Raw genomic sequence first — 18,534 nt, 5'->3', positions numbered from 1 at the left:
TCCCCCGCCGGGGCCGTCTCCCACGGGGCCCGTTCCCCACCGGGGCCGTTTGCCGTCCGCCGGGGGCCGGGGGGCGGCCCGGCTATCCTGAGCCGCGTGCGCATCGACCTGCACGCCCACTCCACGGCCTCCGACGGCACGGACTCGCCCGCCGCCCTGGTCCGCAACGCGGCCGCCGCCGGGCTCGACGTCCTCGCGCTGACCGACCACGACACCGTCGCCGGCCACGCCGCCGCGCTGGAGGCGCTGCCCGCCGGGCTGACCCTCGTCACCGGCGCGGAGATCTCCTGCCGCCTGGACGGGATCAGCCTGCACATGCTCGGCTACCTCTTCGACCCGGCGGAGCCCGCGCTGGCCAGGGAGCGCGACCTGCTGCGCGACGACCGGGTGCCGCGGGCGAAGGCCATCGTGGCGCGGCTGCAGGAGCTGGGGGTGCCGGTCGCCTGGGAGCGGGTGCGGGAACTCGCCGAGGGTTCGGTGGGCCGCCCGCACATCGCCGCCGCGATGGTCGAGGCCGGCGTGATCGAGGACGTCTCGGCGGCCTTCACCGCCGAGTGGATCGGGGACGGCGGCCGGGCCCACGTGGCCAAGCACGAGCTGGACGCGTTCACCGCGATCCGGCTGATCCACGACGCGGGCGGCGTCGCCGTCTTCGCGCACCCGCTCGCCTCCAGGCGCGGCCGCGTGGTGCCCGAGGAGACCCTGGTCAGGATGGCGGAGGCCGGGCTCGACGGCGTCGAGGCCGACCACATGGACCACGACGAGGACACCAGGCGCAGGCTGCACGACCTGGCCGCGGGGCTCGGCCTGGTGGCGACCGGGTCGAGCGACTACCACGGCAGCCGGAAGACCTGCGCGCTCGGGGAGCACACCACCGCGCCCGGGGCGTACGAGGAGATCGTGGCGCGTGCCAAGGGCGCGCGGCCGGTCACCGGCTGAGGCGTTCCGCGCCGGAGCCCGCCAGGCTGGGCGGGACGGCCGGCACCCCGGCCCAGAAGGCGACCAGGGCCGCGGCCGTGGCCAGCGGCCGCTCGGCGTTCGGGGAGTGCCCCGCGCCCCTGATCACCGTGCGGTGCGCGCGCAGCCGGTCGGACATCCGGTCGAGCAGGGGCACCGGCCAGGCGCCGTCCCGCTCCCCCGAGACCACGTGGACCGGCAGGCCGGCCGCCGCGAGCCGCGCCACCCGGTCCGGCTCGTGGCGCAGCGTGCGCCCGGTGACGAGCAGCTGCTCGGGGGCGTTGGCCAGCCAGCGGCGCCGCATGAAGTCCCCGACCTCGCCCGGCTCGGGGCGGCGGGTCACCAGCCGCCACACGCGCCGCGGGCCCAGCAGCGGCAGGCAGGCGCTCAGCGCCCGCACCTTCCAGCGCTGCCAGGAGGCCACCCGGCCCGGGCCCGAGGCCACCAGGGTCAGGGAGGCGAAGGGCTGCGCCCGGCCCGCGGCCACGGCCCGCAGCACGGCCCCGCGGGCGATCAGGCCGCCCAGCGAGTGCCCCACCAGGTGCACCGGCTCCTGGCCCAGCGCCTCGGCCTGCGCGAGCACGTCCTCGGCCAGCGCGCCGAGCCCGTACGCCGAGCGCGCCACCGCGCCCGTCTCGGTGACCGCCGACTCGTACTGGCCGCGGCCGTCCACCGCCACCGCGCGGTACCCGGCCGCCGTCAGCGGTGCGAGCAGCGCGATGAAGTCCTCCTTGCTGCCGGTGAAGCCGGGCACCAGCAGGACCGTGCCGGCGGGGGCCTCCTCGCGGCCGGCCGGGACGGCGTCGAGCATCGCGAACTCGCCGCGCCTGGTCTTCAGCCGGCCGGCTCGCGTCCCGGGGGGAAGCGCGCAGAACGGGGGTCTGCTCATCGCCCGGCCACCCCCGCGTCCGGGCCGGTGATCCGGGTCCTCGCGCGCCTCGCGCCCCACCTGCTGCTCACGGGTTCGACTCTAACGCGGCCGGCCGGCGGGACATGGACTCGTCATATACGCGCAACGTCCCGGGGGTGTTCCCCGGGCCCGCGCTCCGCCAGAATCTACGCGCGTTTCCAGCCCTTCCACCGGAACCGCCAGGACTGCCGGAACCGCCGGAACCGCCCGAACCACCAGAACCACCAGGAACGAGGAGTCACCGATGTCGTCCGACACCCCCGGCCGCCGCACCCGCCTGGACCGCAGAGCCTTCCTCGGCCGCACCGCCGCCACCGGCGCCGGGGTCGCCCTCGCCGGCGCCGTCGGCACGGCCCCCGCGAGCGCCGCCGCCCCGGCGGGCCGGGGCCGGGAGAAGCGCTACGCGTTCACCGTCATGGGCACCACCGATCTGCACGGCCACGTCTACAACTGGGACTACTTCACCGACGCCGAGTACGACGACGCCGCGCACAACGACGTCGGCCTCGCCAAGATCTCGACCCTGGTGAACCAGGTGCGCGAGGCCAAGGGCCGGGGGAACACGCTCCTCATCGACGCGGGCGACACCATCCAGGGCACGCAGCTCTCCTACTACTACGCGCGGATCGACCCGATCACGGGCGAGGGCGGCCCGGTGCACCCGATGGCCCAGGCCATGAACACGATCGGCTACGACGCGGCCGCCCTGGGCAACCACGAGTTCAACTACGGCATCCCGCTGCTGCGCGCCTTCGAGCGGCAGTGCGACTTCCCGCTGCTCGCCGCCAACGCGCTCGACGCCAGGACCGACCGGCCGGCCTTCGCGCCGTACTGGACGACCAGGCTGCGCACCCCGCACGGCCGCGACGTCAAGGTCGCCGTCCTCGGCCTGACCAACCCCGGCATCGCCATCTGGGACCGGAACAACGTCGAGGGGCGGATGACCTTCGACGGCCTCGTCGAGCAGGCCGCCCACTGGGTGCCGCGGCTGCGGGCGATGGGCGCCGACGTCGTCCTGGTCTCGGCCCACTCCGGCACCAGCGGCGAGTCCTCCTACGGCGACCAGGTCCCCTACGTGGAGAACGCCTCCGCCCTGGTCGCCAGGCAGGTGCCCGGCATCGACGCCATCCTGGTCGGCCACTCGCACGTGGAGATCGCCGAGGCCAGGGTCGTGAACGAGGCCACGGGCCGCGAGGTGGTCCTCTCCCAGCCGCTGCTGTGGGGCGAGCGGCTGACGACCTTCGACTTCGAGCTGGTGTGGGAGCGCGGCCACTGGACCGTGGAGTCGGTGTCGGCCGGCGTGCTGAACAGCAACACCGTGCCCGAGGACCCGCGGATCACCGGCCTGCTCGCCGAGCAGCACGCCCGCGTCGTCGCCTACGTCAACCAGGTCATCGGCACCGCCACCGAGGCCATGTCGGCGGCCGAGGCCGCCTGGCGGGACGCGCCGATCGTCGACTTCATCAACCACGTGCAGGCGGAGACGGTGCGCGAGGCGCTGGCCGGCGGCGAGTACGCGGACCTGCCCGTGCTCTCCCAGGCCGCCTGCTTCTCCCGCTCCGCGGCCATCCCGGCGGGCGAGGTGACGATCAGGGACGTGGCCGGCCTCTACGTCTACGAGAACACGCTGGAGGCGCGGCTGATCACCGGCGCCCAGCTGCGGGACTACCTGGAGTTCTCGGCGCGCTACTTCGTGCAGACCCCGGCGGGCGGCGCGGTGGACCCGGCCTCGCTCACCAACGCGGACGGCATCCCCGACTACAACTACGACGTGGTCGGCGGCGTGACGTACGACATCGACATCGCGAAGGCACCGGGCTCGCGGATATCCGGACTGCGGTTCCAGGGCGAGCCGATCGCGGACGACGCGGAGTTCGTGCTCGCCGTGAACAACTACCGGGCCGGCGGCGGCGGGAACTTCCCGCACGTCGCGGACGCCGAGCAGGTGTGGTCGAACTCGGAGGAGATCCGGAACACGATCATCGCCTGGGTGCAGCAGACGGGCCAGATCGATCCCTCGGCCTTCGCCTCGGTGGACTGGCGCCTCACCCGGGAGGGCACGCCGGTGTTCTGAGCCGGCGGCCCCGCCCGAACGCCCGGCCGCCCGGGTGGGGGCGGCCGGCGGCCCGGAATGCAGGGGCGCGGGGAGACAGGTGCTCCCCGCGCCCGGGACCCGTGGTTACGCGCCGGCCTCGGTGGGCCGGCCGTTGCGGGTGCGCCGCCTGCGGCGCGGCTTGCGCGGCGCGGCCTGCTGCTCCCCCGCCGCGGCCTCGGCCCCGGCGGAGGCGGCGGGCTGCCCCGGCGTCCGGCCCGCGGAGGAGGCCGCCGCGGCGGCGTCCGGCCCGTCGTCCTCGCGGGCGACCGCGACCCCGCCCCGCGTGCGGCGCCGCTGCCGCGGGGTCCTGGTCCGCTGGGGGCGCTGCTGCGCCCCGCCGCGGCGGGTGCGCCTGCTGTCGGGGCCGCCGAGGTCCTCGACCTCCTCCGCGTCGAGCCCGGCCCTGGTCCGCTCCGCGCGCGGCAGCGTGCCCTTGGTGCCCTCCGGGATGTGCAGCTCCTCGAACAGGTGCGGCGAGGTGGAGTACGTCTCCCGCGGGTCCGGGAAGTCGAGCCCGAGGGCCTTGTTGATCAGCTGCCAGCGCGGGATGTCGTCCCAGTCGACGAGCGTGACGGCGGTGCCGCTGGCGCCCGCGCGGCCGGTGCGCCCGATCCGGTGCAGGTAGGTCTTCTCGTCCTCGGGCGTCTGGTAGTTGATGACGTGCGTCACGCCGTCCACGTCGATGCCGCGGGCGGCCACGTCGGTGCAGACGAGCACGTCGACCTTGCCCTTGCGGAACGCCCGCAGGGCCTGCTCGCGCGCGCCCTGCCCCAGGTCCCCGTGCACCGCGGCGGCGGCGAAGCCGCGCCGGGAGAGCTGGTCGGCGACGTCCGCGGCGGTGCGCTTGGTGCGGCAGAAGACCATCGCGAGCCCCCGGCCCTCGGCCTGGAGGATGCGCGCGACCATCTCCGGCTTGTCCAGCGAGTGGGCCCGGAAGACGTGCTGCGTGATGTTGGCCACAGTCGCGCCCTCGTCGTCGGGCTCGGTGGCGCGGATGTGGGTGGGCTGGTTCATGTAACGCCTGGCCAGCGCGATGACCTGGCCCGGCATGGTGGCCGAGAACAGCATCGTCTGGCGCTTGGCCGGCAGCAGCTCGATGATCTTCTCGACGTCGGGCAGGAAGCCGAGGTCGAGCATCTCGTCTGCCTCGTCGAGCACCAGGCAGCGGACCTGGGACAGCCGCAGCTTGCGCTGGCCGGCCAGGTCGAGCAGCCGCCCTGGGGTGCCGACGACGACGTCCACGCCCCTGGCGAGCGCCTCGACCTGGGGCTCGTAGGCGCGCCCGCCGTAGATCGAGACCACCCGGACGTTGCGGACCTTGCCCGCGGTCTGCAGGTCGTTGGTCACCTGCTGGCACAGCTCGCGGGTGGGCACGACGACGAGGGCCTGCGGCGTCTCGGTCAGCTCCTCGGGCCGCGCGCGGCCCGCCTCGACGTCGGCGGGGACCGTGACGGTCTCCAGCAGGGGCAGGCCGAAGCCGAGCGTCTTGCCGGTGCCCGTCTTCGCCTGGCCGATCACGTCGGTGCCGGCCAGGGCGACGGGGAGGGTCATCTCCTGAATGGGAAAGGGGACGGTGATGCCGACGGCCTCCAGGGCCTCGGCCGTCTCGGCCAGGATTCCTAGATCCCGGAAGGTGGTGGTGGTAGCGGACAGGGTCGTTGCCTCTTCTTGTGTGACGCGGCACACGGCTGCGAGGCGGGTCTGGCTTACCGTGCCGTTGGATGGCGGGCCCGTGGGGCCGGCCAGCCGGCGCGGGACCCGGTCGTCTCGCTCAAGCGCACGCACCGCGCGAGCGGGTCCCTCATGCCGCGGCTCGTGCGGGGCGCACGGACCGCGCGGAGGGCTGGTCAGGTCGGAGCCGATCGGGCCACCGACCGGGCATCCTCGGGGATCCGGGGCGCGGTCCTTCCGGGCCCAGGAAACTCCAGCATGGGGATGTGACCCGCCGCGTACGGACGGGCCTCTATAGCACTGTACCGCGGAACGACGCGCATGTGGCAGGGCGCGTTGCGGATCAACAGCCTTCCGGGCTCACGAAGCCGCTGGCAGCGACTATTGTGCACTGCCGTGGACGCCTCCCCTCCTTGCGGCGGGACCGGCACGCGCCACGCGCACGACCACCTCGCACGTCCCTCACGCACCACCCCTCGCACCCCCTCGTGAGGTCCTCGCAAAGGAGACCCGATGGAGACAGACGAGTCCCCGGTTCCCGAGTCCGAGGAGGCGGTCCAGGTCGCCTCCCAGGACTGGGCGGCGGCGTCGGCGGACCCCAGGTACCGGGCCGCGGTCGTCGATCTGCTCGGCGCCCTCGCCTACGGCGAGCTGGCCGCCTTCGAGCGGCTGGCCGAGGACGCCAAGCTGGCGCCGAGCCTGGCCGACAAGGCGGCCCTGGCCCGGATGGCGGCGGCCGAGTTCCACCACTTCGAGCAGCTCACCGAGCGGCTGCGGCACATCGACGAGGAGCCGACGGCGGCGATGGAGCCGTTCGCCGCCGCGCTGGACGAGTTCCACCGCATGACCGCCCCGTCGGACTGGCTTGAGGGCCTGGTCAAGGCGTACGTCGGGGACTCCATCGCCGCCGACTTCTACCGCGAGGTGGCCGCCAGGCTGGACTCCGACACCCGCTCGCTGGTGCTGCGGGTGCTGGACGACACCGGCTACGCCTCCTTCGCCGTGGAGAAGGTGCGCTCGGCGATCGAGCGGGACCCGCGCGTCGGCGGGCGTCTTGCGCTGTGGGCCAGGCGGCTGATGGGCGAGGCGCTGTCCCAGGCGCAGCGGGTGGTCGCCGACCGTGACGCGCTGTCCACCATGCTGGTGGGCGGGGTGGCCGACGGCTTCGACCTGGCCGAGATCGGCCGGATGTTCTCCCGGATCACCGAGGCGCACACCAAGCGGATGGCCACCCTCGGCCTGTCCGCCTAGCCCCGTGGCGGGGACGGGCGCCGCGTTCGAGCGGGCGCTGATCGAGGAGGCGGCCAGGAAGTCCGCCCTGGTGTGGGTGCGGGGCCCCGACGGGCCGGCGAGGGCCCTGTGGCACGTGTGGCACGAGGGCGCGGTCCTCGTCGTCGGCGGGCCGGGCGAGCAGCCGCTCGACGGGCTCGGGCTGGCCGACGGGGGCGCGGCCACCGTCTCCTGCCGCAGCAAGGACAACGGCGGGCGGCTGGTCGTGTGGCCCGCCCGCGTGAGCGAACTGGCCCCGGGCGGCGCGGGCTGGGCCGCCGCCGTCGCCGAGCTCGCCGCCAGGCGGCTGAACGCGGCCGACGCCGGCCCGGAGGCGCTCGCCGCACGGTGGGGGCGCGACTGCCGCGTCCTGCGCCTCGAACCCGCCGGGGCGCCGAGCCAGGCCCCGGGCCGCATGCCCGCGGACGGCGGGGCGGCGCCGCCCCTGCCCAGCCCGGCCACCACGCGGCCCGCCCACGGCGGCTGACCGTTCGCGCGCCGCCCGCGGACCGGCCTCCCCCGCCGCGCCCGCGGCCGGCGACCCGCCGGCCCGGCGACCCGCCGGCCGGGTCACTCGCCGGCCGAGGTCACCATGTCCTCGCCGTAGTCGACGATCTCGTCCTCGGCGGGCGGCTCCAGAGCCAGCTCCTGGTCCCAGTCGTCCAGCCGCAGCACCCCGGCGTCCCCGCCGCGTTCGAGGCGCAGCGGGTAGGGCGTGCCGATCAGCGAGACGTCGAGCGCCCCGCCCTGCCCGCCGTCCGCCTCGACGCGGATCGCCCGCACGCCCCCGACCTCCTCGCGGTCGCCGGTCTCCCGCTCCCCGTCGAGGGTCAGCAGCGCGTCCAGCACGTCCATCCGGGTGAAGGTGCTCAGCTGCTCGTAGGCCGGGTCCTCCCTGGCCACCCGCAGGTACTTGCCCTCGAGCTGCTGGGCCGGGTCGCTGTCCAGCTCCTCGGGCACCGCGTCGCTCTGCCAGAACGCCGCGTCCGCCTTGATGTAGAGGTCCTCGCCGATCCGCAGCAGCTGGAACTCGCTCCCCTGCGAGGACACCTCCCCCACGGCCCCCTCCTCGCCGAGCCTGACGTCCAGGTCGTAGGAGGCGCCGTCGCTGATCACCGTCCCCGTCAGCCGCACCGACGAGGCGTCCTCCGCGGCCTGTCTGGCCCGCTGCTCGATCTCCTCGGCCGACAGCCTGCCGATCCCGTTGGTGCCCTTGTCCGGGTCGTCGCCGCAGGCGGCGAGCGCGGCGGCCAGCAGCCCCGCACACGCCACGCCCATCACAACTCCGCGCCGTCGGCCGGGGTTTGGCGGGACGGAAGGTGTCACGTCTGCAGCCTCTCGTCGAGGTGGGGGCCGTCGGGCGGCAGCGTACCGGCCCGGTCCTCCGCCCCGCCGCCGCCCCCGCGCGGGCTCCTCCCGCCGCGCCGCCCGGCGGCCGTACCATCGGGGCATGGCTACCGATACTTCCGTCGTCGGCGAGGACGCGGTCCGCGAGGCGCTGGGGCGGGTGAACGACCCCGAGATCCACCGCCCGATCACCGATCTCGGGATGGTCAAGTCGGTCGAGATCGCCGCGGACGGCACCGTGACGGTCGGGGTGTACCTGACGATCCAGGGCTGTCCGATGCGCGACTCGATCACCACCGAGGTGAGGAACGCGGTCCTGGCCCTGCCCGGCGTCCCGGAGGTCAGGGTCGAGCTGGACGTGATGAGCGACGAGCAGCGCAAGGAGCTGGCCACCGCGCTGCGCGGCGGGCAGGCCGAGCGGGAGGTGCCCTTCGCCAAGCCCGGCTCGCTGACCAGGGTCTACGCGGTGGCCTCCGGCAAGGGCGGCGTCGGCAAGTCCTCGGTGACGGTCAACCTGGCGGCGGCCCTCGCGGCCGACGGCCTCAAGGTCGGCGTGGTGGACGCGGACATCTACGGCCACTCGGTGCCGCGGATGCTGGGCACCGAGGGCAGGCCCACCCAGGTCGAGAACATGATCATGCCGCCCTCCGCGTACGGCGTGCAGGTGATCTCCATCGGCATGTTCACGCCGGGCAACGCGCCGGTGGTGTGGCGCGGCCCGATGCTGCACCGCGCCCTCCAGCAGTTCCTGGCCGACGTCTACTGGGGCGACCTGGACGTGCTGCTGCTCGACCTGCCGCCGGGCACCGGGGACATCGCGATCTCGGTGGCGCAGCTGGTGCCGGGGGCGGAGATCCTGGTGGTGACCACCCCGCAGCAGGCGGCGGCCGAGGTGGCCGAGCGGGCGGGTTCCATCGCGGTGCAGACCCACCAGAAGATCGTCGGCGTGGTGGAGAACATGTCCGGGCTGCCCTGCCCGCACTGCGGCGAGCTGGTCGACGTGTTCGGCTCGGGCGGCGGGCAGCGGGTCGCCGAGGGCCTGACCAGGGCGGTCGGCGCCGAGGTGCCCGTGCTGGGCAGCATCCCGATCGACGTGCGGCTGCGGGAGGGCGGCGACGAGGGGAAGCCCGTGGTGCTGTCCGACCCCGACTCCCCGGCCGGCGCGGCGCTGCGGAAGATCGCCTCGGCGCTCGGCGCCCGCAAGCGCGGCCTGTCCGGGATGTCGCTCGGGCTGACGCCGCGGGCGAAGTTCTGAGGGGGCTCACGAGCGCAATCGCGCGCCGCCGGGAGCTTCCGGGCGCTCGGCGGCCGCGGCGAGGCGCCGGGGGCAGCCGTCCCCGCGGGGCGCCGGACGGTGCCCCGCGCGGGCGTGGCCTCGCGGCCCGTGCCTCCGCGGGGCCCGGCCGGAACGCCGGCCGCCGCGGGGCCCCGTTCAGACGCCGGCGGAGCGGTCGGCGTAGCTCTCGATGTCCTTGATCACCGCGAAGCCCAGGCCGTAGGCGCTCATCCCGCGGCCGTAGGCGCCGATGTGCACGTCGCCCTGCGCGGCCCCGGCCAGGACCCAGCCGTACTCGGACTCGCGGTAGTGGAAGTCGGTGGGAATGCCGTCCACCGGCAGGGACAGGGCGGACCAGCCGCCGCCGTGCAGGTCGTCCGCCAGTTCCCAGGCGATCGCCGTCTGCTGTTCGAGCCAGTCCTGGCGCAGCGCCCGCTCCAGCTGCGCGGGCCAGGTGCAGGACAGGAGCCCGGAGCCGGCCAGCCAGGCCGCGGAGGAGACCGAGGTGGCCTCGAGGACGCCGGTGCCGTCGGGGCTGCGCCGCAACGGGCGGCTCGCCACGGTGACCACGACGACGAAGCGCTGCTCCTCCTCGCCGAGCTCCGCGCGCAGCGTGGGCTCGTCCCCGTGGCCCACCGAGCCGTGCTCCACGGCGCCGTCCGCGGCCGTGCCGACCTGCATCAGCCAGCGCGGCCCCGTGAACGCCTCGTCGAGGCCGTACCAGGGGAACCCGGCCGTCAGGTAGCCCTCGACCACGCGGCGTGCCCCGGGCACCCCCTGTGGCCCTCCCTGCCCCCCGGACGCATCAGGTCCGCCGGCGGCGTCCTGTGGCTCTGCCCGACTCGTCGTCTCCATCTAATGCGACGCCTCCTCATTGCCCGTGTCCTGGGCACACCCCGGACATAGGGAGGATAGCCATCCGCATCCGGGGTGTCGGGCATGCCCAAAGACCGGGGGGCGTCATATGCCGCGGAATGCGCCCGAATCCACTCAGGTGGCGTCGAGGTCGTAGGGCGGGGGCTCCGGGGCCGCGCCGGGAGCGGCGTCCCCGCTCTTCTCCAGGCGCACGCGGGCGGCTCCCGCGGAACCCGCGGCCGGGCCCGAGCCGTTCGCGCCGCTGCCGCCGGTCTTGCCGAGGCCGGCCGCCGCCGCCCGGCCGTTCCTGGCGCCGTTGCCCTTGGCGAGGCTGGGGCGGGTGGCCGGGCGGCCGTTCACCGCGTCGGCCACCTCGGACAGCTCCTGGCGCATGTCGAGGCTGCTGGTGAGCTCCTTGAGACCCAGGTCGTCGTTGTCCAGCAGGTGCTTCCTGGCGAACGTCCTGGGGTTCAGGTCCTCGAACTCGAAGTCCTTGAACTCGGGGCCCAGCTCGGCACGAATGTCCTGCTTGGCGCTGTCGGAGAACTCGCGGATCTTGCGCAGGACGCGGGCGGCGTCCTGGATCATCTTCGGCAGCTTCTCCGGGCCGAAGACGAGAATGGCGAGGACGACGAGCGTGATGAACTCAAGGGACCCTATATCGAAGAACACCTGGCAGCTCCCTCACGCATACGGTAGAGACAAAACGGTACCCGGCCCGGCGCCCCGGCGGGAGTCATCGGCGGCCACGAGGCGGTGAACGCCGGGCCACCGGCCGCCGTCAGTCACCCGTGGCCTCGCCGAGCGTGACCGGCACCGAGAGCTCCTGGTCGCCGCGTTCGACGGTCAGCGTCAGCTCGTCGCCCGGGCGGTGGCTGCGGATCTTGACGATCAGCTCGTCCCCGGTGCGCACCCGCTCCCCGTCCACCGCGGTGATGAGGTCGCCCTCCCTGAGCCCGGCCTCGTCGGCGGGGCCGCCCGGCACGACGCCCGGCCGGCCAGGCGAGCCCGCGACCCGGGCGCCCTCGCCCAGGTAGCCGGTGTCCAGGGTGACGCCGATCACCGGGTGGGTGGCGTGCCCGGTGTTGATCAGCTGCTCGGCGACCTCCTTGGCCTGGTTGATCGGGATGGCGAAGCCGAGGCCGACGCTGCCCGCCTCCCCGGTGGACAGGCCGGCGCTCTCCGCGGTGCGGATCGAGCTGTTGACCCCGATGACCCGGCCGTTCTGGTCCACCAGCGGGCCCCCCGAGTTGCCCGGGTTGATCGGGGCGTCGGTCTGGAGGGCGTTCACATAGCTGATGTCCGAGCCGTCGGCCTCCTGGCCGCCCGCGGTGATCGGCCGCTCGGTGGCGCTGATGATGCCGGAGGTGACGGTGCCCTCCAGGTCGAAGGGGGCGCCGATGGCGACCACCGGGTCGCCCACGTGCACGTGGTCGGAGTCGCCGAGCTCCAGCGGGCTGAGCCCGGAGACCCCGGAGACCTTGACCACGGCCAGGTCGTACCCGCTGTCGTAGCCGACCACCTCGGCCGGGGCGGCGATCCCGCCGGCGAAGATGGCCTGTATCGAGCCGCCGTCCCCGGCCGGGCGCACCACGTGCGCATTGGTGAGGATGTGGCCGCGGTCGTCGAGCACGAAGCCGGTGCCGGTGGCGCCGCCCGAGCCGCTCGTGACGTGCAGGGTGACGACGCCGGGCAGGACGGCCTGGGCGATGCCCGCGATGGTGCCCTCGGCGGGCGGGGTCTCCTCGCCCGTGGTCTGGGAGAGCCTGACCTCGCTGAACGCGCCGTGCCGCTCCAGGTAGACCCCGACCACGCCGCCGACCACGCCGGCCAGCAGGGCGAGCAGGGCGGCGGCGGCCACCAGCCTGAGCCCGCGCGGGCCGCCCCGGTCCGCCGGGGCCGGGGCGGGTGCCGCGGCGCCGTTCGCCAGCCAGGGGTCGTAGCGCCGGGGCGGCTCGGGGGGCAGGGCGGTGCCGGCCGGGGGCGTGACCGCGGGGGCCGCCTGGGGCGGGGCCGCCGGGGGCGGGAGGTGCGTGCCGGCGGGCGGGGTCGGGTTCGGCCGCTGCACGGGCGGCGCCGGGGCCCAGGGGCCGGGCTGGCCGTAGGGCGGGGTGCCGTACGGGTCGTGGCCTGGCCGCTCGCCGGCCTCCCCGGCTCCCGCGGCCCGGCCGGCCTTCTGCTCCTCCTCGCCGCCCTCCGCCCCGGCCGGGGACTCCCACGCCGCATGGGAGGCGGCCGGCCGGTCGACGCTGTTCCCCTTGTCCATGGCAGCTGTCCCCATCGTGTCCTCGCCGTGATTTTCCGGCACTGCATTCAACCAGGTGCCCCGGTCGAATTCAGCGGGGGCTCACGGCTCCCCGCCAGCCGGGCGCGGTGGTGCCGGGGCGCTGGGAGCCGAGGGGCGCCTCGCCCGAGGGGCCGAGCAGCGTGGTGGAGACGTCGGTGGCCAGGACGGGCCCCACGGTGGGGGCGGCGGCCAGCAGCGGCAGCAGGTCCCCGCCGCCGCCGGCCTGGCCGGCGAGCGGGGCGATGCGCCCGGAGAGCACGACCGGCGGCGCGCCCTCCTCCTGCACCCGGGAGCCGACGGGCCTGGCCGTGGCGTAGCCGCCGAAGCCGGAGAGGCCGCCCGAGGTGACCGCGCTCCCCGAGTGGGCGGGGGCGGCGCTGACGCCGGTGCTGGTCACGGCGCCGCCGATGGCGAAGGCCGCCAGGGAGACGGCCCCGGCGGCGGCGAAGGCCAGCCGGTGGCCCCGGGAGGCGCGGCCCTGCCCCTGGTGGATGCGGAAGCCGCGCTCGCCGGCGAGGGCGGGCGGGCCGAGCAGCGAGCCGCGCCCGGAGCGACCGGGGAGCAGGCCGACCGCGAGCGCACCGGACTCGTCCCCCGCGGGGGCCACGGGGGACGGAAGGGGGGAGGAGGCCGAGCGGCCCGGCCGCGGAAGCGCCGCGGAAGCCCCAGAGGCGGGGGGGGCGGCGGGCGGGGAGGGGGGCGGGGACGGCGGAGCGGGCGAGGAGGGGGACGAGGTGGGCAGGCCGTTGGTGGCGGGGAGGGCCTGGAGCCTGGCCAGGAGCCCTTCGGAGAGGGCGGGGAGCGGGCTGCTCGCGAAGACGTTCTTCAGCTCGCGCTGGGCGTCGGCCTCGGCCTTGCAGCTGGGACAGGTGGCGAGGTGGGCCAGGACCCGGTCCCGCGAGTCGTGCGACAGCTCGCCGTCGACGAGGGCGGCGAGGTTCTCGCCGAGGTGGTGGTCGGCCGGGCCACCTTCCGCGGCACTGGTCACACCGCCCCGCTTTCCCCTGCGCGCGCCGCCGGGACCGCGGCCAGGACGGCCGGGGCGGGCGCCGCGGCGCCACGGCCGCGCGGCGAGCGGTGCCGCAGGGCCTTGCGCAGGTGGGAGCGGCCGCGGTGGATGCGGCTGCGGACGGTGCCCAGCTTCACGCCGAGCGTGGTGGCGATCTCCTCGTAGCTCAGGCCCTCGATGTCGCACAGCACCACCGCGGCCCGGAAGTCGGGCGCCAGGGTGTCGAGCGCGTGCTGGACGTCGGCGTCGAAGTGCATGTCGTGGAACGCCTGCTGCGGGGTGGGCTCCCGGCTCGGCAGCCGGTCGGCCGCGTCCTCGCCGAGGGCGTCGAACCTGATGCGCTGCTTGCGGCGCACCGAGTCCAGGAAGAGGTTGGTCGTGATGCGGTGCAGCCATCCCTCGAACGTGCCGGGGGTGTACGTGGAAAGCGACCGGAAGACGCGGACGAAGACCTCCTGGGTGAGGTCCTCGGCGTCGTGCTGGTTCCCGGTGAGCCGGTAGGCGAGCCGGTAGACCCGGGCGCTGTGGGTGCTGACGATCTCCTCCCAGCTGGGCGGAGTCCAGCCGGGGCTCTCGCGCGTGCTGAAGGAGGCGACGGCCGTGGTGGGGCCGTCGACGGAGTCGGGGGCTGCCTGCACTTGGTCGGCGTCGGCGTTGTCTGTCACGGAATTCGGCGCGCCGGAAGACCACGGAAGGCGCTTCAACACCCCCCGGCCAGTGGACGCGGCCGCACCTCCCCTGTCGGCTCTGGTGGTGTCCAGTCGGGTCCCTACCATAGCCACCTCGCCCGTTAGCTCCGGATAAGCAATCTTTACCGTTATTCGCCACCGGGCCTGGCGGCCGGGGGGACCCTCGCCGGGTAAGACGCCGTCCGGGGGCGGTTCAGTTGTTCCAACGTACGATCCCGGCGTCCTGTTCCCCGCGGGAGTCGATACAGTCAAAGCGCGTGAAAGACGGGGACAGGAGAGGGCCATTACCGGCAACCGGCTGACGAGCTGGGCGTTCGCCGAGGCGTATGGCGCACCGGACGCCGAGAGCCCCGTGGGGGCGGCGCTGCGCTGGGCCCGGGGCCGGGCGCGGGAGGCCGGGGTGCGCCCGGTGTCGCCAGGCACCGGCGACGCGCTGCGGCTGCTCGCCGCGACCTCGGGCGCCCGGGCCGTGGTCGAGATCGGCACCGGCACCGGCGTCTCGGGGCTCCACCTGCTCCAGGGGATGCGGCCCGACGGGGTGCTCACCACCGTGGACACCGAGCCGGAGCGGCAGCAGTTCGCCCGGCAGGCCTTCCGGATGGCGGGCTTCGCCGCCAACCGCGCCAGGTTCATCCCGGGGCACGCGCTCGACGTGCTGCCCCGCCTGACCGACGGCGGCTACGACCTGGTCTTCTGCGACGGGGACCGCCTGGAGTGCCTGGAGTGCCTGGACGAGGCGCGGCGCCTGCTGCGGCCCGGCGGCCTCGTCTGCTTCTCCGGGGTGTTCGCCGGGGGGCGCACGGTGGACTCCGCGGCCCAGCCCACCGAGGTCAGGCGGCTGCGGGAACTGCTGCGCGCGGTGCGCGAGAGCAAGGATTTGCTGCCCGCGCTGCTGCCGGTCGGCGACGGACTGCTGTGCGCCGCGCGCGCTCAGTGAATTCCCGTACGGGATAACGTCACCCGATGACGCGGCGGATGACGGGGCCGAACCGGATGACGCGGATGGCGCCGGCGCGGGCGATTAGCGCGCGCCGCACATAAGTCGGCGCCGCCCCGGGGGCTTCCCCGAGGCGGCGCCAAACACCGGAAGACCCGGAAAGAGGCAACGCCGGAAAGAGGCGGCGTGTGGCGCGGCCGCTCAGCCGGTCACCTTTTTCAGCTCTTCGTCGAGAGCGACCGCTTCGTCCGGAGTCAGCTCGACAACGAGTCGGCCACCGCCTTCGAGCGGAACGCGCATGATGATGCCCCGCCCCTCCTTGGTCACCTCAAGCGGACCATCGCCCGTCCGCGGCTTCATGGCCGCCATGCTCGTTCCCCTTCCTGAACCAGCTCGTCTCCGCCGGGACCCCCGACATCCCGGAGCCACCGGCGTCGAACACATTGCTTCCGGCCATTATCCCGCATCGGGCGTCCGGATGACCAACATCGGGCGGTATCCCTTCGGCAACGCGCACGCGCAAAACCACTCAATTCGGCGATTGACCCGCGATACCCCCGGCGCTGCGCCATGCTGAGCGACATGGCCGACACCGTGCTCTACGAAGTGACCGAGAGTCTCGCCACTGTCACGCTGAATCGTCCGGAGGCGATGAATGCCCTCAATGACGAGGCCAAGGAGGCGCTGCGGGACACGCTGCGGAGGGCGGCGGAGGATTCCCGCGTGCGAGCGGTTCTGCTGACCGGGGCGGGCCGGGCGTTCTGCGTCGGGCAGGACCTCAAGGAACACCTGGCGCGGGTGGCGGCGTTGGAGGCGGCCGCGGAAGGCGAGGGGGCCGCCGGGGGGACGGGGGAAGACGACGGGCTGATGCGCACGGTCGACGTGCACTACAGCCCGATCGCGCACACGCTGGCGACCATGCCCAAGCCGGTGGTCGCCGCCGTCAACGGGGTGGCGGCCGGGGCCGGTTTCGGCTTCGCGCTGGCCGCCGACTACCGCGTGGTGGCCGAGAGCGCCTCGTTCAATACGGCCTTCGCCGGCATCGCGCTCACCGCGGACTCCGGGCTCTCCTGGACCCTGCCGCGGGTGGTGGGCGCGGGGCGGGCGGCCGACCTGCTGATGTTCCCCAGGAAGGTGGACGCGGCCGAGGCCGAGCGGCTCGGGATCGCGCAGCGGGTGGTGCCGGACGCCGAGCTGCCGGGCGCCGCGCGCGAGATCGCCCGGCGGCTGGCCGAGGGGCCCACGCCGGCCTATGCGGCGATCAAGGAGTCGCTGGCCTACGCGGCCGGGCACTCGCTGGCACAGACCCTCCGGCTTGAGGGCAGGCTCCAGGCCGCGGCCGGGGCCTCCGCCGACCACCGGGCGGCGGTGGCCGCGTTCGTGCGCAAGGAACGGCCGCGCTTCGAGGGCAGGTAGGCCGCGCCCGCGGCCCCTCAGCCGGCCTCGGGCTCCTCCGTCCGCTCCGGGTTCCACTCCGGGTTCCGCTCCGGTTCCCCCTCCGGCGGCTCCGCGCGCAGGGCCAGGGTCCTCGCCCCGGCCAGCGCCGTCTCCAGGTCGGCGATCCTGGCGTCGCGCTCGGCGAGCTCGGCCGCCAGCCGGTCCAGCACGTCGTCCACCTCCGCCATCCGGTAGCCGCGCGGCGCCAGCGGCAGGCGCACCCGCACCACGTCGGCCGGGGCCACCGGCCGCTCCCGCGGCAGCGGGTCGCTCAGCCGGTCGGGCTGGGCGTCGGCGAGGCCGCCGGTGACCGGGCCGCCGGAGCCGTCACCGCTGCCGAGGACCGCCATCGTGACGGCGGCGATCACGACGACCATCGCGGCCATCAGGAACCAGAACACGCCCGTCTCCCCTGCCTACTCGATTCCCTGCTCGTCCCTGCTCGTCCCTGCTCGCCGCGCCGGACGCGGTACGGCACGGCCTGCCGCGGCGTCTCCCGGGTTCTCCCGGACTCCGCCGCGTTCCGCACGAACGGCGCGGCTTCCGCGGGTTTCGCCGGTTTCCACCGCTTTTCATCGTTTTTCACCGGCTTCCGCTTGCTTCCACTTGCTTCCGCCGGTTTTTCACTGGCTTTCCACTGGTTTTCGCCGGACTTCGCCCCGGGTTCGCCGCTCGGTACCGCCCAGTGTGCCGCCCCCAGCCTCTCACCGCCCGTGCCGGTGCCCGCCCGATGGTCGCATGTCCCGCCCCGGCGGCGGCCGGGTAGGTTCGCGGGTAGGTTTCCCGGCGCGCGGGGCCCGGCCGCCGGCCGGGCCGCGGCGCCGGGCGGTGACGCAGGCCGGGCACGCCCGGCCGCGCGTGGGCCCCGGCCGTCGCGGACCGGGAGCCGGAAGGGCCAGGCCGCAAGGCCAGAAGGGAGAGCCGACCCGATGCTGCGCCTCGGCACGCGGGAGTTCGCGCCGGACGAGCCGGTGATCATGGCGATCGTCAACCGCACGCCCGACTCGTTCTACGACCAGGGCGCCACCTACCGGGAGGAGGCGGCGCTCGACCGGGTGGAACAGGCCGTCGCGGAGGGGGCGGCGATCATCGACGTCGGCGGGGTGAAGGCGGGCCCGGGCGAGGAGGTGGACGCGGCCGAGGAGATCCGGCGCACCGCGGGCTTCGTCGCCCGGGTCCGCGAACGCCACCCCTCGGTGGTGATCAGCGTGGACACCTGGCGGCACGAGGTCGCCGAGGAGGTCTGTGCGGCCGGCGCCGACCTGCTCAACGACGCCTGGGGCGGGGTCGATCCACGGCTCGCCGAGGTCGCCGCGAAGCACGGCGTGGGCCTGGTGTGCACCCACGCCGGCGGCGCCCGGCCCCGCACCAGGCCGCACCGGGTCGCGTACGCGGACGTGATGGCGGACATCCTCCGGGTCACGGTGGGCCTGGCGGAACGCGCCGTGTCCCTCGGCGTGCGCCGCGACGGCGTGCTCATCGACCCCGGCCACGACTTCGGCAAGTCCACCCGGCACTCGCTGGAGGCGACCCGCAGGCTCGGGGAGATGACCGCGACCGGCTGGCCGGTCCTGGTGTCGCTGTCCAACAAGGACTTCGTCGGCGAGACCCTCGATCTCCCGGTCAGGCAGCGGCTGCTCGGCACGCTGGCCACCACCGCGATCTCGGCCTGGCTCGGGGCCCGCGTCTACCGCGTGCACGAGGTGGCGGAGACCAGGCAGGTCCTCGACATGGTGGCCTCCATCGCGGGCCACCGCCCGCCGGCGGTGGCCCGCAGGGGCCTGGCCTGAGGCCG

General features: G+C 74.9%; 18 protein-coding genes. 8 read left to right on the top strand and 10 right to left on the bottom strand.

What is annotated here, in order from left to right; genetic code table 11:
- The first annotated feature begins 96 nt into the window (after positions 1-96).
- Positions 97-939, top strand: a complete 843-nt coding sequence (locus D7294_RS02635; protein WP_120674917.1) for a PHP domain-containing protein — start codon at positions 97-99, stop codon at positions 937-939.
- Here the strand turns inward: D7294_RS02635 and D7294_RS02630 are convergent.
- The gene (locus D7294_RS02630) at positions 929-1,846 is read right to left on the bottom strand and encodes an alpha/beta fold hydrolase (protein ID WP_120674915.1); all 918 of its coding nucleotides are present in this window, start codon (positions 1,844-1,846) and stop codon (positions 929-931) included. The genes D7294_RS02635 and D7294_RS02630 overlap by 11 nt on opposite strands.
- 265 nt (positions 1,847-2,111) lie before the next feature.
- Here D7294_RS02630 and D7294_RS02625 point away from each other — a divergent pair, with 265 nt between their 5' ends.
- A complete protein-coding gene (locus D7294_RS02625) occupies positions 2,112-3,941 on the top strand; it encodes a bifunctional metallophosphatase/5'-nucleotidase (RefSeq protein WP_120674914.1) in 1,830 nt (609 codons plus the stop codon).
- 105 nt (positions 3,942-4,046) lie between these two features.
- On the opposite strand, the gene D7294_RS02620 is transcribed toward D7294_RS02625, so the two are convergent.
- Entirely contained in the window at positions 4,047-5,513 is a 1,467-nt protein-coding gene (locus D7294_RS02620; RefSeq protein WP_479681724.1) for a DEAD/DEAH box helicase, read from the bottom strand.
- Between the two features lie 633 nt (positions 5,514-6,146).
- Here D7294_RS02620 and D7294_RS02615 point away from each other — a divergent pair.
- Together D7294_RS02615 and D7294_RS02610 are read left to right on the top strand one after the other, a co-directional pair.
- On the top strand, positions 6,147-6,884 hold the full coding sequence (locus D7294_RS02615) for a ferritin-like fold-containing protein (RefSeq protein WP_120674910.1): 738 nt from the start codon (positions 6,147-6,149) through the stop codon (positions 6,882-6,884).
- A gap of 4 nt (positions 6,885-6,888) precedes the next feature.
- Positions 6,889-7,389 (top strand): hypothetical protein, encoded by a 501-nt coding sequence (locus D7294_RS02610; RefSeq protein WP_120674908.1) that lies wholly within the window; start codon positions 6,889-6,891, stop codon positions 7,387-7,389.
- 83 nt (positions 7,390-7,472) lie between these two features.
- On the opposite strand, the gene D7294_RS02605 is transcribed toward D7294_RS02610, so the two are convergent.
- Entirely contained in the window at positions 7,473-8,180 is a 708-nt protein-coding gene (locus tag D7294_RS02605) for a hypothetical protein (protein ID WP_120674906.1), read from the bottom strand.
- A gap of 172 nt (positions 8,181-8,352) precedes the next feature.
- On the opposite strand from D7294_RS02605, the gene D7294_RS02600 reads away from it, so the two are divergent.
- The gene (locus tag D7294_RS02600; protein ID WP_120674904.1) at positions 8,353-9,504 is read left to right on the top strand and encodes an Mrp/NBP35 family ATP-binding protein; all 1,152 of its coding nucleotides are present in this window, start codon (positions 8,353-8,355) and stop codon (positions 9,502-9,504) included.
- 177 nt (positions 9,505-9,681) lie between these two features.
- On the opposite strand, the gene D7294_RS02595 is transcribed toward D7294_RS02600, so the two are convergent.
- The 5 genes from D7294_RS02595 to sigE all read right to left on the bottom strand — a co-directional run bounded on the left by D7294_RS02595 (position 9,682) and on the right by sigE (position 14,452).
- Positions 9,682-10,380 (bottom strand): hypothetical protein, encoded by a 699-nt coding sequence (locus tag D7294_RS02595; protein ID WP_120674902.1) that lies wholly within the window; start codon positions 10,378-10,380, stop codon positions 9,682-9,684.
- 135 nt (positions 10,381-10,515) lie between these two features.
- Positions 10,516-11,052 carry a sec-independent translocase gene (locus D7294_RS02590; RefSeq protein ID WP_120674900.1) on the bottom strand — a complete coding sequence of 179 codons (537 nt, stop codon included), beginning with the start codon at positions 11,050-11,052 and terminating at the stop codon, positions 10,516-10,518.
- A 109-nt stretch (positions 11,053-11,161) separates the two neighbouring features.
- Positions 11,162-12,646, bottom strand: coding sequence for a S1C family serine protease (locus tag D7294_RS02585; protein WP_338325604.1), 1,485 nt, complete (start codon positions 12,644-12,646; stop codon positions 11,162-11,164).
- A gap of 70 nt (positions 12,647-12,716) precedes the next feature.
- Entirely contained in the window at positions 12,717-13,655 is a 939-nt protein-coding gene (locus tag D7294_RS02580; RefSeq protein WP_120674896.1) for an anti-sigma factor family protein, read from the bottom strand.
- Complete coding sequence (gene sigE / locus D7294_RS02575) at positions 13,652-14,452, bottom strand: RNA polymerase sigma factor SigE (protein WP_120674894.1); 801 nt, start codon at positions 14,450-14,452, stop codon at positions 13,652-13,654. The genes D7294_RS02580 and sigE overlap by 4 nt, the downstream gene beginning before the upstream one ends.
- 136 nt (positions 14,453-14,588) lie before the next feature.
- Between sigE and D7294_RS02570 the strand changes: the two genes are divergently transcribed.
- The gene (locus tag D7294_RS02570) at positions 14,589-15,302 is read left to right on the top strand and encodes an O-methyltransferase (protein WP_120674892.1); all 714 of its coding nucleotides are present in this window, start codon (positions 14,589-14,591) and stop codon (positions 15,300-15,302) included.
- Positions 15,303-15,503: 201 nt separating this feature from the next.
- Here D7294_RS02570 and D7294_RS02565 read toward each other — a convergent pair whose 3' ends face one another.
- Positions 15,504-15,671 carry a DUF3117 domain-containing protein gene (locus D7294_RS02565; RefSeq protein WP_019434894.1) on the bottom strand — a complete coding sequence of 56 codons (168 nt, stop codon included), beginning with the start codon at positions 15,669-15,671 and terminating at the stop codon, positions 15,504-15,506.
- Between the two features lie 213 nt (positions 15,672-15,884).
- Here D7294_RS02565 and D7294_RS02560 point away from each other — a divergent pair, with 213 nt between their 5' ends.
- Positions 15,885-16,718 carry an enoyl-CoA hydratase-related protein gene (locus tag D7294_RS02560; protein WP_120675319.1) on the top strand — a complete coding sequence of 278 codons (834 nt, stop codon included), beginning with the start codon at positions 15,885-15,887 and terminating at the stop codon, positions 16,716-16,718.
- Positions 16,719-16,735: 17 nt separating this feature from the next.
- Here the strand turns inward: D7294_RS02560 and D7294_RS02555 are convergent, their stop codons facing one another.
- Positions 16,736-17,140, bottom strand: coding sequence for a DivIVA domain-containing protein (locus D7294_RS02555; RefSeq protein ID WP_174248245.1), 405 nt, complete (start codon positions 17,138-17,140; stop codon positions 16,736-16,738).
- A gap of 528 nt (positions 17,141-17,668) precedes the next feature.
- On the opposite strand from D7294_RS02555, the gene folP reads away from it, so the two are divergent.
- Complete coding sequence (gene folP / locus D7294_RS02550) at positions 17,669-18,529, top strand: dihydropteroate synthase (RefSeq protein ID WP_120674888.1); 861 nt, start codon at positions 17,669-17,671, stop codon at positions 18,527-18,529.
- The last annotated feature ends 5 nt before the right edge of the window (positions 18,530-18,534 follow it).

Source organism: Streptomyces hoynatensis, assembly GCF_003626535.1.
Lineage (GTDB): Bacteria > Actinomycetota > Actinomycetes > Streptomycetales > Streptomycetaceae > Streptomyces > Streptomyces hoynatensis.
This window is presented reverse-complemented; position numbering and strand designations above follow the sequence as displayed.